12 protein-coding genes are annotated in these 14,065 nt (G+C 72.4%); 7 read left to right on the top strand and 5 right to left on the bottom strand.

The window, feature by feature from the left end:
- Together ACZ5NW_RS21390 and ACZ5NW_RS21385 are read left to right on the top strand one after the other, a co-directional pair.
- On the top strand, positions 1-1,947 hold the full coding sequence (locus tag ACZ5NW_RS21390) for a fumarate reductase/succinate dehydrogenase flavoprotein subunit (protein WP_468745446.1): 1,947 nt from the start codon (positions 1-3) through the stop codon (positions 1,945-1,947).
- The gene (locus ACZ5NW_RS21385; protein ID WP_468745445.1) at positions 1,944-2,693 is read left to right on the top strand and encodes a succinate dehydrogenase/fumarate reductase iron-sulfur subunit; all 750 of its coding nucleotides are present in this window, start codon (positions 1,944-1,946) and stop codon (positions 2,691-2,693) included. The genes ACZ5NW_RS21390 and ACZ5NW_RS21385 overlap by 4 nt, the downstream gene beginning before the upstream one ends.
- Positions 2,694-2,724: 31 nt before the next feature.
- Here ACZ5NW_RS21385 and ACZ5NW_RS21380 read toward each other — a convergent pair whose 3' ends face one another.
- The gene (locus ACZ5NW_RS21380) at positions 2,725-4,719 is read right to left on the bottom strand and encodes a HEAT repeat domain-containing protein (RefSeq protein WP_468745444.1); all 1,995 of its coding nucleotides are present in this window, start codon (positions 4,717-4,719) and stop codon (positions 2,725-2,727) included.
- 273 nt (positions 4,720-4,992) lie between these two features.
- Here ACZ5NW_RS21380 and ACZ5NW_RS21375 point away from each other — a divergent pair, with 273 nt between their 5' ends.
- From ACZ5NW_RS21375 to ACZ5NW_RS21365, 3 genes are all read left to right on the top strand, one after another.
- On the top strand, positions 4,993-5,766 hold the full coding sequence (locus ACZ5NW_RS21375) for a GNAT family N-acetyltransferase (protein ID WP_468745443.1): 774 nt from the start codon (positions 4,993-4,995) through the stop codon (positions 5,764-5,766).
- Positions 5,763-6,575 carry a lysophospholipid acyltransferase family protein gene (locus ACZ5NW_RS21370; protein ID WP_468745442.1) on the top strand — a complete coding sequence of 271 codons (813 nt, stop codon included), beginning with the start codon at positions 5,763-5,765 and terminating at the stop codon, positions 6,573-6,575. Before ACZ5NW_RS21375 ends, ACZ5NW_RS21370 begins: the two co-directional genes overlap by 4 nt.
- 65 nt (positions 6,576-6,640) lie before the next feature.
- Positions 6,641-7,696, top strand: a complete 1,056-nt coding sequence (locus ACZ5NW_RS21365) for an NAD-dependent epimerase/dehydratase family protein (protein ID WP_468745441.1) — start codon at positions 6,641-6,643, stop codon at positions 7,694-7,696.
- Here ACZ5NW_RS21365 and ACZ5NW_RS21360 read toward each other — a convergent pair.
- The 3 genes from ACZ5NW_RS21360 to ACZ5NW_RS21350 form a co-directional block, all read right to left on the bottom strand.
- Positions 7,666-10,017 carry an ATP-binding cassette domain-containing protein gene (locus ACZ5NW_RS21360; RefSeq protein ID WP_468745440.1) on the bottom strand — a complete coding sequence of 784 codons (2,352 nt, stop codon included), beginning with the start codon at positions 10,015-10,017 and terminating at the stop codon, positions 7,666-7,668. The two genes, ACZ5NW_RS21365 and ACZ5NW_RS21360, sit on opposite strands and share 31 nt — an antisense overlap.
- 94 nt (positions 10,018-10,111) lie before the next feature.
- Complete coding sequence (locus ACZ5NW_RS21355; protein WP_468745439.1) at positions 10,112-11,125, bottom strand: LLM class flavin-dependent oxidoreductase; 1,014 nt, start codon at positions 11,123-11,125, stop codon at positions 10,112-10,114.
- Between the two features lie 90 nt (positions 11,126-11,215).
- On the bottom strand, positions 11,216-11,578 hold the full coding sequence (locus tag ACZ5NW_RS21350) for a hypothetical protein (RefSeq protein ID WP_468745438.1): 363 nt from the start codon (positions 11,576-11,578) through the stop codon (positions 11,216-11,218).
- A 254-nt stretch (positions 11,579-11,832) separates the two neighbouring features.
- Between ACZ5NW_RS21350 and ACZ5NW_RS21345 the strand changes: the two genes are divergently transcribed.
- Positions 11,833-12,324, top strand: a complete 492-nt coding sequence (locus ACZ5NW_RS21345) for a phosphatase domain-containing protein (protein ID WP_468745437.1) — start codon at positions 11,833-11,835, stop codon at positions 12,322-12,324.
- Positions 12,325-12,341: 17 nt separating this feature from the next.
- On the opposite strand, the gene ACZ5NW_RS21340 is transcribed toward ACZ5NW_RS21345, so the two are convergent.
- Positions 12,342-12,557, bottom strand: a complete 216-nt coding sequence (locus ACZ5NW_RS21340; RefSeq protein ID WP_468745436.1) for a dodecin — start codon at positions 12,555-12,557, stop codon at positions 12,342-12,344.
- Between the two features lie 222 nt (positions 12,558-12,779).
- Between ACZ5NW_RS21340 and ACZ5NW_RS21335 the strand changes: the two genes are divergently transcribed.
- Positions 12,780-14,033, top strand: a complete 1,254-nt coding sequence (locus ACZ5NW_RS21335) for an extracellular solute-binding protein (RefSeq protein WP_468745435.1) — start codon at positions 12,780-12,782, stop codon at positions 14,031-14,033.
- Positions 14,034-14,065: the final 32 nt, after the last annotated feature.

Here is a 14,065-nt window from a genome sequence, read left to right as displayed (position 1 = left end):
ATGACCTACGTCGACTACACGACCGGTTCGGCGCTGACGGATGGCAAGGCGCCCTCCGGGCCCATCGACGAACGCTGGGACAAGCGCCGTTTCGAGGCCAAGCTGGTCAACCCGGCCAACCGGCGCAAGCACACCGTGATCGTGGTGGGCACGGGGCTGGCGGGCGGTTCGGCGGGTGCCACCCTCGCCGAACAGGGCTACCACGTCGTCCAGTTCTGCTACCAGGACTCCCCGCGCCGCGCCCACTCCATCGCCGCGCAAGGAGGCATCAACGCCGCGAAGAACTACCGCAACGACGGCGACTCCGTCCACCGCCTCTTCTACGACACCGTCAAGGGAGGCGACTTCCGGGCCCGCGAGTCCAACGTCCACCGGCTCGCGCAGATCTCCGTCGAGATCATCGACCAGTGCGTCGCGCAGGGCGTGCCGTTCGCCCGCGAGTACGGCGGACTGCTCGACACCCGCTCCTTCGGCGGCGTCCAGGTCTCCCGCACCTTCTACGCGCGCGGCCAGACGGGCCAGCAGCTCCTCCTCGGCGCCTACCAGGCCCTCAGCCGGCAGATCGCCGCCGGGAACGTCGAGATGCACCCGCGCACGGAAATGCTCGACCTGATCGTCGTCGACGGGCGGGCGCGCGGGATCGTCGCCCGGGATCTCATCACCGGGAAGATCGACACGTACTTCGCGGACGCCGTCGTCCTCGCCAGCGGCGGCTACGGCAACGTCTTCTACCTGTCGACCAACGCCATGAACTCCAACGCCACCGCGATCTGGCGGGCCCACCGGCGCGGCGCCTACTTCGCCAACCCCTGCTTCACCCAGATCCACCCCACCTGCATCCCGCGCACCGGCGACCACCAGTCCAAGCTGACCCTGATGAGCGAGTCGCTGCGCAACGACGGCCGGATCTGGGTGCCGAAGGCAAAGGGCGACAACCGCCCGCCGAACAAGATCCCCGAGGACGAGCGCGACTACTACCTGGAGCGCATCTACCCCTCCTTCGGCAACCTCGTCCCCCGTGACATCGCCTCCCGCGCCGCGAAGAACGTCTGCGACGAGGGACGCGGCGTCGGCCCCGGCGGGCAGGGCGTCTACCTCGACTTCGCCGACGCCATCCAGCGCATGGGACGCAAGGCCGTCGAGGCCAAGTACGGCAACCTCTTCGACATGTACCAGCGGATCACCGACGAGGATCCGTACCAGGTCCCGATGCGGATCTATCCCGCCGTGCACTACACGATGGGCGGACTGTGGGTCGACTACGACCTCCAGACCACCGTCCCGGGCCTGTTCGCCATCGGCGAGGCCAACTTCTCCGACCACGGCGCGAACCGCCTCGGCGCCTCCGCCCTCATGCAGGGCCTGGCCGACGGCTACTTCGTCCTGCCGGCCACCATCAACGACTACCTCGCCCGCAACCCGCACCAGGACGAGATCGGCGTCGAACACCCCGTCGTCCAGGAGGTGTTGGCGGAGACCGAGGACCGCCTCAACCTGCTGCTGTCCGTCGACGGCGACCGCACCCCCGACTCCTTCCACCGCGAAGTCGGCGAACTCATGTGGGAGTTCTGCGGCATGGCCCGCACCGACGCCGGACTGCGCAAGGCCCTGGAGCGCATCCCCCAGATCCGCGACGAGTTCTGGCGGCGCATCAAGGTCCCCGGCACCGGTCAGGAGTTCAACCAGTCGCTGGAGAAGGCCAATCGCGTCGTCGACTACCTGGAGCTCGCCGAGCTGATGTGCCTCGACGCGCTCCACCGCGAAGAGTCCTGCGGCGGCCACTTCCGCGAGGAGTCGCAGACGCCCGACGGTGAGGCAGCCCGCAAGGACGACGCGTTCTCCTACGCGGCCGCCTGGGAGTTCACCGGTACCGGCACGGCTCCGACCCTGCACAAGGAAGACCTGGTCTTCGAGTACGTCCACCCCACCCAGCGGAGCTACGCATGAAGCTCACCCTGCGCGTCTGGCGGCAGAAGAACGCCGACGCCGACGGCGCGATGTCCACCTACGAGGTGGACGGCATCTCCTCCGACATGTCGTTCCTGGAGATGCTCGACACCCTCAACGAGGAGTTGATCCTCCGGGGCGAGGATCCGGTCGCCTTCGACCACGACTGCCGGGAGGGCATCTGCGGTGCGTGTTCGCTGGTGATCAACGGCGAAGCGCATGGACCGGAGCGTACGACGACCTGTCAGTTGCACATGCGGTCCTTCAAGGACGGCGACACGATCGACATCGAGCCCTGGCGGGCCTCCGCCTTCCCAGTGATCAAGGATCTCGTCGTCGACCGGTCGGCCTTCGACCGGATCATCCAGGCCGGGGGTTACATCACCGCGCCCACCGGGGCGGCGCCGGAGGCGCACGCGACGCCGGTGCCGAAGCCGGACGCCGACTTCGCCTTCGAGCACGCGGAGTGCATCGGGTGCGGGGCGTGTGTGGCCGCCTGCCCCAACGGGGCCGCGATGCTGTTCACTTCCGCCAAGGTCAATCACCTCAATGTGCTGCCGCAAGGGGCGCCCGAGCGGGAGACGCGGGTGCTGGACATGGTGGCGCAGATGGACGAAGAGGGGTTCGGGGGGTGCACATTGACCGGTGAGTGTGCGACGGCTTGCCCGAAGGGGATTCCGCTCGTCTCCATCACGAGCATGAACAAGGAATGGTTGCGGGCTGCGCGGAAGGTGGGGAAGCGGTAGCCGTCGCGGCGGCGGTGCGGCCCCACCACGGCTATGTGGCCAGCGCCTCGTCGATCAGCGTGCGGAACTCCTCGTCCTGGAGGATCGCCCGGTAGTCACCGTACGCCGAGATGCGGCGGTCGTCGGCGCGGAGGGTGTGCAGGGCGGTCCGGACGGTGGGGGAGAGGGCGTCGAAGCGGGTCAGCGTGCGCAACGCGTCGTCGAACAGGCCGTAGTACTCGTCGTTCCCGGAGGTGAAGGCGAGCAGCTGCCTCTCCAGCAGGGGCCGGGCGGGCTCGGGGTCGCCCGTGATCGACCACAGCGCGACCGCCGCCCGCACCCGGAGCCACTGCTCGCCCCTCTCCAGCAGGTGGCGCACCCGGTCGGCGTACGGTGCCGCCTCCGCCCCGAAGTCGGCGAGCAGGCCGACCTGGCCGTAGGGCGGGTCGCCCGCCGCGACCGGCAGTTCGGCTGCGACGGCCCGCAGCGCCTCGGCCGTGTCGACGCCGCCGATGCGCCAGAGCACCCAGTGCGACCACGGGTGGTTCCCCTGGGGTTCGAGAGCCATCCGCTCGCGCACGGCCGGCGCGGCGGAGACGGCGGCCGGTCCCATCGCCGCCAGAGCCTCGGCGGCCTCGTGCCAGCGGAAGCGGTCGGCCACGCAGGCCGTGACCTCCGGAAGGGCGGGCAGCGCGGCCGGTCCCCAGGCCTTCAGCGTCGCCAGGAGGTCGCCCAGCAGCGAACTGGACCCCTCGGGGTCGGCCAGCTCGCGGCGCATTTCCTCCCGGATCGGCGGCAGCAAGGCGTCCGCGTGCGCCGCGAGCGGGCCCAGGACGTCCGCGAGATCCGGGCAGCGCGGATCGCTGACGACGTAGCCGCGGCCCTGGTGCCGCTCGCGCCACAGCGCGCAGAGCTCCTCGACCAGGCCGGGCAGCGCCCGCGGGTCGTCCATCCGCGTCAGCGCCCAGCGGGCGTGTTCGCCGATGCTGCCCTCCAGGAGCTCGTCCTCGCCCGTGTCGTCGAGCAGCCCGGCGAGCCGGTCCGCGTAGCCGGCGGCCTCCGGGCCGAGCACGGCGAGGAGATGGACGGCGCGATACCGCACGGACGGGTCGGGGTGTTCCACGAGGCCGCCGGCCAGCGGGAGTACCGCGGTCGCGACGGACCGGCGGAGGGTCAGCAAGCGCCAGGCCCGGTCCAGTACGGCGCACAGCAGATCGGTGTCCTCGGCGGGGTCCGCCGCCGCGGCCAGCCGGGCCAGGAACGTCGTCGCCGGGCCGGGTGCGTCCTCGAACAGTTCCGCCGTCCGATACGCGACGCTCTCGCGGTCGTACGGGTGCTCCACGTCCGGCATGTACCAGACGGACGCCCAGCGCGACCGTACGGCGGGGTCGGCGAGGATCTCCACCAGTCGATCCAGCTCCCGGACCGCGACCTCGGGGTCCAGGCCGGTCCAGGCGTGCACGGCCGCGCACCTCACGACGGGGTCGTCGTCCCGCAGCGCCATTGCCAGGACGGCACGGGTGTCGTCGCCGGCGTCGTCGAGGGCCAGTTTGAACAGGACCGGCAGTCGTACCGACAGGTCACGTTCGTCGTGCCACCGTGCGAGGAGCGCCTCGGGTCCGTCCGCGAGGGGGATCGCCTCTCGGCGTACCGCCGGGTCGGGATCGGTGAGCAGGGCCTGGATCGTGGCGTGCTCCCGGTGCCACGCGTCGGTCCAGCCCTCGTCGACCAGGTGCGGCTGGGCCTTCGCGGCGGTCCAACGCAGGAAGCCCAGGAGTTCGACGAGCGTGGTGCGCGCGCCCGTCCCGTGGTCGGCCGCGAGCGCGACGACGAACGGCAGGGCGGCCGTGGCGACGGAGGAGACACCGCGCGACTGCAGGGCGAGGCCGGACCACAGAGGCCAGCAGTCGTCCTCGGTCGACTCGGGGCCCTTGCGGAAGAGACGGCGCAGCACCCGGCGTATCTCCTTGGGCGGTACCTCCGGGTCCACCGACTCCAGCCGCTCCCACGGCACCGCGTCCAGCGCCTCCGCCGACAGCTCCGCCACGCACATCCCCCGTCCCCGGTGATCGGCTCCCGAGGAGAAGACGGTGTCCGGGAGCGGCGGGTTGCCTCCCGCCCGTCATCTGTCCGACACCGGCCCGTCGACCGAGTCGGACGCCTCCGACACCCGGCCCGAGCCGTTCAACCTCCGCACATCCGCGATCCCGGAACCGGTCACGTCCGCGCCAGCCCGCGGCGGAAGAACAGGGGCGACGGGCCGGACCCCACCGGCCCACCGGGCGCCGTCCCCGAACCGGCCCGTGACCTGGAGAGAGCCATGACCGGTGTTACCACCCTCGACCGTCCCCCGCTCGATGTCGCCCCCAGCCGCTACACCGTCTCCCTGGCCCGCGACGAGGACGACGTACGGGCCGCCCAGCGGCTGCGGCACGACGTGTTCGCCGGGGAGATGGGCGCCCTCCTGGCCACCCCGCAGCCCGGCCTCGACGTCGACCCCTTCGACGCCTACTGCGATCATCTGCTCGTCCGGGACACCGGGACCGGGCAGGTCGTCGGCACCTACCGACTGCTGCCGCCGGAGCGGGCCGCCGTCGCCGGACGGCTGTACTCGGAGGGCGAGTTCGACCTGGGCGCGCTGGACGCCGTCCGCCCCGGCCTGGTCGAGGTCGGCCGGTCCTGTGTGCACCCCGACCACCGCGACGGCGCCGTCATCGGGCTGATCTGGGCCGGTATCGCCCGGTACATGGTCGACCGCGGCCACGAATGGCTGGCCGGCTGCTGCTCCATCCCGCTCGCCGACGGCGGCGCCCTCGCCTCCGGCGCCTGGGACCGGGTCCGGGACAGGCATCTCGCCCCCGAGGAGTTCCGGGTGCGCCCGCTGCTGCCCTGGGTGCCCGGCCGGCCGCCGGCCGAGCGCACCGAGCTGCCCGCTCTGCTGCGCGGCTACCTCCGGCTCGGCGCCTGGGTCTGCGGCGAGCCCGCCCACGACCCCGACTTCGGCGTCGCCGACCTGTACGTGCTGCTGTCGATGCGCCGGGTCAACCCGCGCTATCTGCGTCACTTCCTCTCCCTCGTCCCCGCCGCCCGGTGAGCGTCTGGCTGCCCGGTGCGCCCTGCACCCCGCGGGCGTGCGTGCCGGCACCGGGCCGGGTGACGGCCGCGCCCCTGGCCGTGGCCCGGCTCACCGCCGTGGTCCTGCTGCTGCTCGCCGGGATCGCCCTGGTCCCGCTCGGCGGGCGCGTGCCCGCCGGGTGGGTGCGCGGGTGGAGCCGTACCGTCGTGCGGGCCGCGGGCGTGCGGGTCCGCGTCACCGGGGCCGCCGCGCCGACCGGGGGACTGCTGCTGGTCGCCAACCACATCTCCTGGCTCGACATCCCGCTGCTGGCCGCCGTACGGCCCGCCCGCATGCTCGCCAAGAAGGAGATCCGCGCGTGGCCCGTCGCGGGTCCGCTCGCCGCGCGTGGCGGGGCGCTGTTCATCGACCGGGACCGACTGCGTGCCCTGCCCGGCACGGTGGCGCGGATCGCGGAGGCGCTGCGTTCCGGGCAGGCCGTGACCGTGTTCCCGGAGGGCAGCACCTGGTGCGGGCGCGCCCAGGGCCACTTCCGGCGGGCCGCGTTCCAGGCCGCCCTCGACGCGGGCGTCCCCGTCCAGCCGGTCCGCGTGCGCTACCGCACGGCCCGGGGCGCGGCCAGCACCGCCCCCGCGTTCGTCGGCGACGACTCCCTGCTCAGCTCGCTGTGGCGGGTGGCGACCACCCGGGGGCTGATCGCCGAGGTGGAGGTACGCCCGGAGGTGCCGCCCGGCCGCTACCTCGACCGCAAGACCCTCGCCGCGAGCGCGGAACGCAGCGCGATGGGCACCCACGCGGGCGTCACCGGCGGCCTCCATTCCCTGTGAGCCGGGGCCGTTCCGGGTGTCGCCGTGGAATCATGACGCCTCGGACCCACCCGAGGGGAGCGCGTGTGAGCACGGTGCTGGTGACGGGCGGCAGCGGTTTCGTCGCCGCCCATCTGGTGCGGCTCCTGCTGGAGCGCGGCCACCATGTGCGCACCACCGTCCGCCGCACGGCCGACCGCCCGAAGGTGGCGCCGCTGAGGGCGATGGCCGAGGCTCACCCCGGCCGGCTGGAGCTCTTCGAGGCGGATCTGCTCACGGAGGGCGCCTTCGACGAGCCCATGAAGGGCTGTTCGGTCGTCTTCCACGTGGCCTCGCCCTTCCTGATGCCGGAGAAGATCAAGGACAGCCGGCGGGACGTCGTCGAGCCCGCCCTGAACGGCACCCGCAACGTCCTCGCGGCCGTCGAGCGCACCGGCACGGTCGAGCGCCTCGTCTTCACCTCCACGGTCGGCGCGATCTTCGGTGACTACGCCGATGTCCTCGCCATGGACGACCAGGTGCTGTCGGAGCGGTACGTCAACACCACCAGCACGGTGGAGAACAACCCGTACCACTACGCCAAGACCGTGGCCGAGCAGGCGGCCTGGGAGGCGGAGGCGACGCAGGACCGCTGGCGGATGGTGTCGGTGAACCCCGGCCTGATCCTCGGGCCCTCGCTCACCCCCGCCTCCGACTCGGGCAGCCTGTTCCTGCTCGACGAGCTGTTCAAGGGCTACTTCTGCTATGGCGCCCCCGACTTCAGCTTCACGACCGCCGACGTGAGGGACGTCGCCGAGGCGCACCTCGCGGCCGGTGAGCACCCGGACGCCCGGGGGCGGTACATCGTCGCCGCGCCGGAGATGACGTCCTTCCACGAGATGGCCCGCATCCTGCTCAAGCACCACCCGAGGAACCTGCGACTGCCCCGGACAGCGCTGCCGCACTGGCCGGTCCGCCTCCTCGGCCCGGCCTTCGGGCTGAGCCAGGACTACATCCGCAAGCACCTCGGCATCCGCTTCCGGGTGGACAACCATCGGAGCGTGGAGGAGTTGGGCCTGACCTACCGCCCGATCGAGGAGACCCTCGTGGACCACTACCGGACGTGGCGGGATCAGCGGGGGCGCAGCGCGCGGGCCAGATAGGGGGCCGTGGCGCTGCCCGCCGCGGCCGCGACCCGCGCGGGCGGGCCCGCGGCGACGATCCGGCCGCCCTCGTCGCCGCCGCCCGGCCCCAGGTCGATCACCCAGTCCGCGCCCGCGACCACCGTCATGTCGTGCTCGACGACGATCACCGTGTGTCCGGCGTCGACGAGGCCGTGCAGCTGGCGCGTCAGGACCTCGACGTCGGCCGGATGCAGGCCGGTCGTGGGCTCGTCGAGGAGATAGAGGGTGTGCCCGCGCCGACCGCGCTGCAACTCGCCCGCCAGCTTGATGCGTTGGGCCTCCCCTCCCGACAGCTCGGTGGCCGGCTGGCCCAGCCGCAGATAGCCGAGGCCGACGTCGAGGAGGGCGGTGAGGCTCCGGGCGACGGCGGGGTTGTCCGCGAAGACGCCCGCCGCGGCCTCGACCGTCAGGTCCAGCACCTGCGCGATCGACCGCCCCCGGTACGTCACCTGAAGCGTCTCGGGGTTGTAGCGCGCCCCGGCGCAGTCCGGGCAGGGCGCGTAGGTGCTCGGCAGGAACAGCAGCTCGACGCTGACGAACCCCTCGCCCTGGCAGGTCTCGCAGCGTCCCCCGGCCACGTTGAAGGAGAAGCGCCCGACGCCGTAACCCCGCTCGCGTGCCGCGTCGGTGGCCGCGAAGACCTTCCGCACCACGTCGAACAGGCCCGTGTAGGTCGCCAGGTTGGAGCGCGGGGTGCGGCCGATCGGCTTCTGGTCGACCGCCACGAGGCGTTCCACGCCCGGGAGTTCCCCGGTGATCTCGCCGATGAGCGTGGACTTCCCCGACCCGGACACCCCGGTCACCGCGGTGAACACCCCGAGCGGGAACTCGGCGGTGACCCCGCGCAGATTGTGCCGCGTGACCGGGCCGACCCTCACCTGCCCCCGCGGCGCGCGCGGTGGCCGTAGCGGGGCGGGGGAGCGGTCGAACAGGAAGCGGGCGGTGGCCGACTCCGCGACCGACGCCAGCTGGGCGACGGGCCCGCTGTACAGGACCTCCCCGCCGTGCTCGCCCGCCCGTGGACCCACGTCGACCAGCCAGTCCGCGCCGCGCATCACGTCCAGGTGGTGCTCCACCACGAACACCGAGTTGCCCGCCGTCCTCAGCCGCTCCAGCACCGTCAGCAGCGCCTCGGTGTCCGCCGGGTGCAGTCCGGCCGACGGTTCGTCCAGGACGTAGACGACACCGAACAGCCCGGAGCGCAACTGGGTGGCCAGCCGCAGCCGTTGCAGCTCGCCCGCCGAGAGCGTCGGTGTCGCGCGGTCCAGGCTCAGATAGCCGAGGCCGAGCTCCACGACCGGTGCGATACGGGCCCTGAGGTCGCCGGTGAGGACCCGGGCCGCCTCGGACCCGCCGCCGTCGGGCGCCCCGGCGAGTGCCCCGTCGAGCTCCGTCAGCGGCAGGGCGGCCAGCTCGGCGATCGTACGGCCCGCGAAGGTCACCGCCAGCGCCTCCGGGCGCAGCCGGCTGCCGCCGCACGCCGGGCAGGGCGCGCTGGTGAGGAAGCGTTCGGCCTTCGCCCGCAGGGTCGGGCTCTTGGAGTCCGAGAACGTCTTCATCACATAGCGGTGGGCGCTCATGTACGTGCCCTGGTACGGGCGTTGGATACGGTCGGCGTCCCGCACCGGATGCACCGTGACCACCGGCTGCTCGTCGGTGAACAGGATCCACTCCCGCTCCTCGGCGGGCAGTTCGGCCCACGGCCGGTCCACGTCGTGGCCGAGGGTGTCGAGGATGTCCCGCAGATTCTTGCCCTGCCACGCGCCGGGCCAGGCGGCGATCGCGCCCTCGCGGATCGACAGCGACGGATCGGGGACGAGCGACTCCTCGGTCGTACGGTGCACCTCGCCCAGCCCATGGCACCGAGGACAGGCGCCCGCGGCCGTGTTGGGGGAGAAGGCGTCCGAGTCGAGACGCGCGGCGCCCGGGGGATACGCGCCGGCGCGGGAGAACAGCATGCGCAGCGAGTTGGACAGGTTGGTGACCGTACCGACCGACGAGCGGGAGGTGGGCGCGGCACGCCGCTGCTGGAGCGAGACCGCGGGAGGCAGCCCGGTGATCTCACCGACCTTGGGCGCGCCCACCTGATGGATCAGCCGGCGCGCGTACGGCGCCACCGACTCGAAGTAGCGCCGCTGCGCCTCGGCGTAGATCGTCCCGAACGCCAGCGACGACTTCCCCGAGCCGGACACCCCCGTGAACACCGCCACCACGTCCCGGGGGATGTCGACGTCCACGCCCTTGAGATTGTGCTCACGGGCGCCGCGCACACGGACGTACGGATCGTGGGGGCTGGCCATGGCGGGAGACTCCGTACGGATCATCGACGACGAAAGGACAAAACTACCCGAACATCCGCATGGTCCCGAGCGGGCGGACCAGCGGGGGTGGAGGTCACCCGGTGGCCCTCGCCCGGTGCACGATGCCGGCCAGCCGCCGGTAGGAGTCCAGCAGTGCCCCGCGGTCGTAGGTGCTGGTCGTGACGAGGACCTCCTGCGCTCCCGTCTCCTTCAGCAGGTTCTCCAGCTCGTGGGCGACCTGCTCCTCGGTGCCGGCGATGTGACCGGTCAGGCCGGACTCGTAGAAGCCGCGCTCCTTGCCGGTCATCGGGCGCCGTTCCACGTCCTCGGCCGGCGGCAGCGGCGGGAAGGTGCCGTGCGTGCGCGAGTACGCCATCGACCACGCCTCGGGGACCAGGATCCGCCGGGCCGCCTCGGGGGTCCCGGCCACCGCGATCGAGCCGGAGACGACGACATACGGCTCCGACGCCCAGTGAGAGGGGCGGAAGCGGGCGCGGTAGTGATCGATGCCGCGCCGCATCTTCTCCCGGCTCCGCAGGTCGCCGATGACCAGGGGCAGTCCGGCGCGGGCCGCGATCTCCGCGCCCTCGCCCATCGCCAGCACGAACGGCGGCACGGTCAGGCCCTCCGCGGGGCGGGCGTGCACGCCGGTGGGGGACGTGCCCCGGAACCAGCCCAGCAGCTCCTCGATCTGGGCCGCGAAGTCCTCGGCGTCGCCCCTGTCGTGCCCGAGCGCCCTGCGCACGCCGTCGGTGAAGCCGACCGAGCGCCCGAGGCCCATGTCGATCCGGCCCGGGAAGAGGGACTCCAGCACCCCGAACTGCTCGGCCACCACCAGCGGGCGGTGGTTGGGCAGCATGACCCCGCCGGTGCCCACCCGGATGGTGCGGGTGGCGCCCGCGACGGCGGCCGCCAGCACGGTCGGCGCGGAACCGGCGACCCCCGGCACACCGTGGTGCTCCGACACCCAGAACCGGTGATAGCCGAGCGCCTCCGCCTCCTGCGCGAACCGCACGGTGTCGCGCAGCGCGGCGCCGGGCGGATGGCCCTCGCGGGTGCGGGAGCGGTCGAGGACGGAGAAGCGGGTCCGGGCGATCAGTGGGTGCACACAGGGTTCAACAGCGGGGAACTCCCGGGATTCCCGGGACAGGCCTCAGGCGATCAGGTCGGCGGGGGTCCCCGGCGCTTTCCGGGATCCTCAGGTGATCTCCCAGGTGATGTCGCCGAGGAACTGCGGGTCGTTCGGGTCGAGGACCGTGCCGCCGCCCGTCGTGCCCCGGCCGGGCAGGCCGCCGCCGGGTGCGACGAAGTCGTTCAGGCCGACGACGACGCGCGCGTCGGCCGAGGGGCCGTCGAAGACGAAGGCGACAAGATGGCCGGGCCGGCCGTCCCAGTCGAACTCACCGGACTCGGAGGGCACGAACACCGAGGCGCCGCGCCACTCACCACGGAGCTGCTCGACCCCGGACGGGGCCGACTCGATCGTCATGTTGATGAACTGGACGCTGTCGGGGTCGTTGACGTCCGTGAGGCGTACGTCCACGTTGAAGTCGAAGGCCATGGAGGCTCCTTGCGATGGCGCGTCACGCGTAGGCGCGATGACGCGATCTGTCGGTCAGCATGGCACGGCCACAGGACCCCGCGGCAGAAGACGGAGATGCTCCGCTTTCGGCGCGACCGCTCCCGACCACATTCCCGTGTTGCGCATGCTGCTCGCTCCCGTCTTCCGGTCGACGTCGTTCCCGAGGACATGAGGCTGTCGTCGCCGGGCCGGGAAAGGTTGCCGCGGTGGGCGGCGCGCTTAGGCTGTGCGGTGTGACCGACAGTGCCCAGCGGCCGCTCGCCGTGTTCGATCTGGACAACACGCTCGCCGACACCGCGCACCGGCAGCGGTTCCTTGAGGCCCGGCCCCGCGACTGGAACGCCTTCTTCGCGGCGGCGCCGCAGGACCCGCCGATCCCGGACGGGGTCGCCCTGGCGGTGGACAGCGCGCGGGAGTGCGAGGTCGTCTACCTCACCGGACGGCCCGAGCGCTATCGGCGGGACACCCTGGAGTGGCTCGCCGCGCACGGACTTCCGGACGGCCGGGTGTACATGCGGCGCAACGACGACCGGCGGCCCGCCCGCCACACCAAGCTGGAGATTCTGCGCCGGCTGGCCCGTTCGCGTGAGGTCCGTGTCCTCGTCGACGACGACCCGCTGGTGTGCGACGACGCACAGCGCGCCGGATTCACCGTCGTACGGGCGAACTGGACAGCGCCGTCGGGCGAGCTGCGGCAGGCCCAGGAGGGTGAGGGCCGTACCTGAGCGGCCGGCGGCGCGGCTCAGTCCGTCTCCTCCAGGCGGAAGCCGGCCTTCAGGCCCACCTGCCAGTGCGCGATCTCGCCGTTCTCGATCTGGCCGCGCACCTGGGTCACCTCGAACCAGTCCAGGTTGCGCAGGGTCTGCGAGGCGCGGCTGATGCCGTTGCGGATGGCTTTGTCGACACCGTCCGGCGAGGTGCCGACGATCTCCGTGACCCGGTAGGTGTGGTTCGACATGGGGTGCTCCTCTCCACGGTGACGGGGGATCCCTGTGTGTCACGCGTCACTCCACCGTGCCCCAAGCGGCGGCGTCGCGCGAGGCGTCGCGAGGGGACCGCGGGTAACCCTTGACCTCCGCATTGGTCCATACCAAAATCCTGCACACCCGTTCGAGCCAGGTGCTCGGTCCCCCACGTCGGGTCTCCCTCCCCTGTCCGCCCGACAGCACAAGGACCCCTCGTGAGACGTCGACTCCTGGCCCTCGTATGCGTGTCCGCCTCCCTTCTCGCCGGCTGCGGCCTCCTCCCGCACGACGCCCAACGGCACACCGTCACCGTGTGGTTGATGAAGGGCAGCGCCTCGCAGGAGTTCCTGGACCGCTTCACCGAGGACTTCGAGCGCGACCACAGCGGCCTCGACCTCGACATCCGGATCCAGGAGTGGACCGGCATCGGCGAGAAGGTCGAGAAGGCGCTCACCACCGACGACGACACGGGACGGCCCGACGTCATCGAGGTCGGCAACACCCAGGTCCCGCGCTACGTCGACGGCGGCCGGCTGCTCGACCTCACCCTGGAGTCGGCGCGGGACTGGGGCGGCCGCGACTGGCTGCCGGGCCTCGCCGAACCGGGGCAGCTGCGCTACCACCAGTACGGAATTCCCTGGTACGCGGCCAACCGGGTGGTCATCTACCGCAAGGACCTCTTCGCCCGGGCCGGGGTCACCGCCCCGCCCCGCACCCGCGAGGAGTGGCTGGACGCCACCGAGAAGGTCGACCGGGGCGACACCCAGGGCATCTATCTCGCCGGCCAGGACTGGTACACGCTGGCGGGCTTCGTCTGGGACGAGGGCGGTGAACTCGCCACCGACCAGGGCGGCCGCTGGGCGGGCACCCTGGACAGCGCGGCCGCCCTGCGCGGCATGGACTTCTACCGTCGGCTCCAGGCGCTCGGCGACGGGCCGGTCGCCGCGGACGAGGAACACCCGCCCCAGGCAGGCGTGTTCGCGCACGGCAAGGTCGCGCAGATCGTCGCCGTGCCCGGCCTCGCCCAGGCCGTCGTGCAGCAGAACCCGCAGCTGGAGGGCAAGCTGGGCTTCTTCCCGGTGCCGGGCCGGACCGCCGGCAAGCCGGGCGCCGTCTTCACCGGCGGGTCCGACCTCGTCATCCCGCGCGACACCGACGACCGCGACGGCGCCATCGCCGTGGTCGCCGCGCTCACCGGCGCGCAGTGGAACACCGAGCTGGCCCGCACCATGAACTACGTGCCGAACAAGGCCGGACTGGCGTCGGCCGTCGCGGGCGAGGAGGGGGCCGCGGCCATGGCGGCGGGCGCCGCGCGCGGCCGCGCGACCCCCAGCACGCCGGAGTGGGCGAACGTCGAGGCGGACAACCCCATCAAGGCGTACATGACGAAGGTGCTCACCGGGTCCGACCCGGCGACCGAGGCCCGCCGCGCCTCCGATCGGATCACGGAGGCGCTACGGGTGTCGTGACGCCGGCCGCCCGGTGCCCGGCGCTCAGGGCT

The sequence above is a fragment of the Streptomyces sp. NPDC032126 genome (assembly GCF_055580085.1).
Note: the sequence above shows the minus strand (reverse complement) of the source record. Positions and strands in the feature narration are given on the sequence as shown.

Coding starts and splice junctions, on each gene's coding strand:
- ACZ5NW_RS21340 (WP_468745436.1), bottom strand. CDS start 12,557: ATGTCGAACCACACCTACCGGGTCACGGAGATCGTCGGCACCTCGCCG.
- ACZ5NW_RS21375 (WP_468745443.1), top strand. CDS start 4,993: ATGACCGGTGTTACCACCCTCGACCGTCCCCCGCTCGATGTCGCCCCC.
- ACZ5NW_RS21390 (WP_468745446.1), top strand. CDS start 1: ATGACCTACGTCGACTACACGACCGGTTCGGCGCTGACGGATGGCAAG.
- ACZ5NW_RS21350 (WP_468745438.1), bottom strand. CDS start 11,578: ATGGCCTTCGACTTCAACGTGGACGTACGCCTCACGGACGTCAACGAC.
- ACZ5NW_RS21360 (WP_468745440.1), bottom strand. CDS start 10,017: ATGGCCAGCCCCCACGATCCGTACGTCCGTGTGCGCGGCGCCCGTGAG.
- ACZ5NW_RS21385 (WP_468745445.1), top strand. CDS start 1,944: ATGAAGCTCACCCTGCGCGTCTGGCGGCAGAAGAACGCCGACGCCGAC.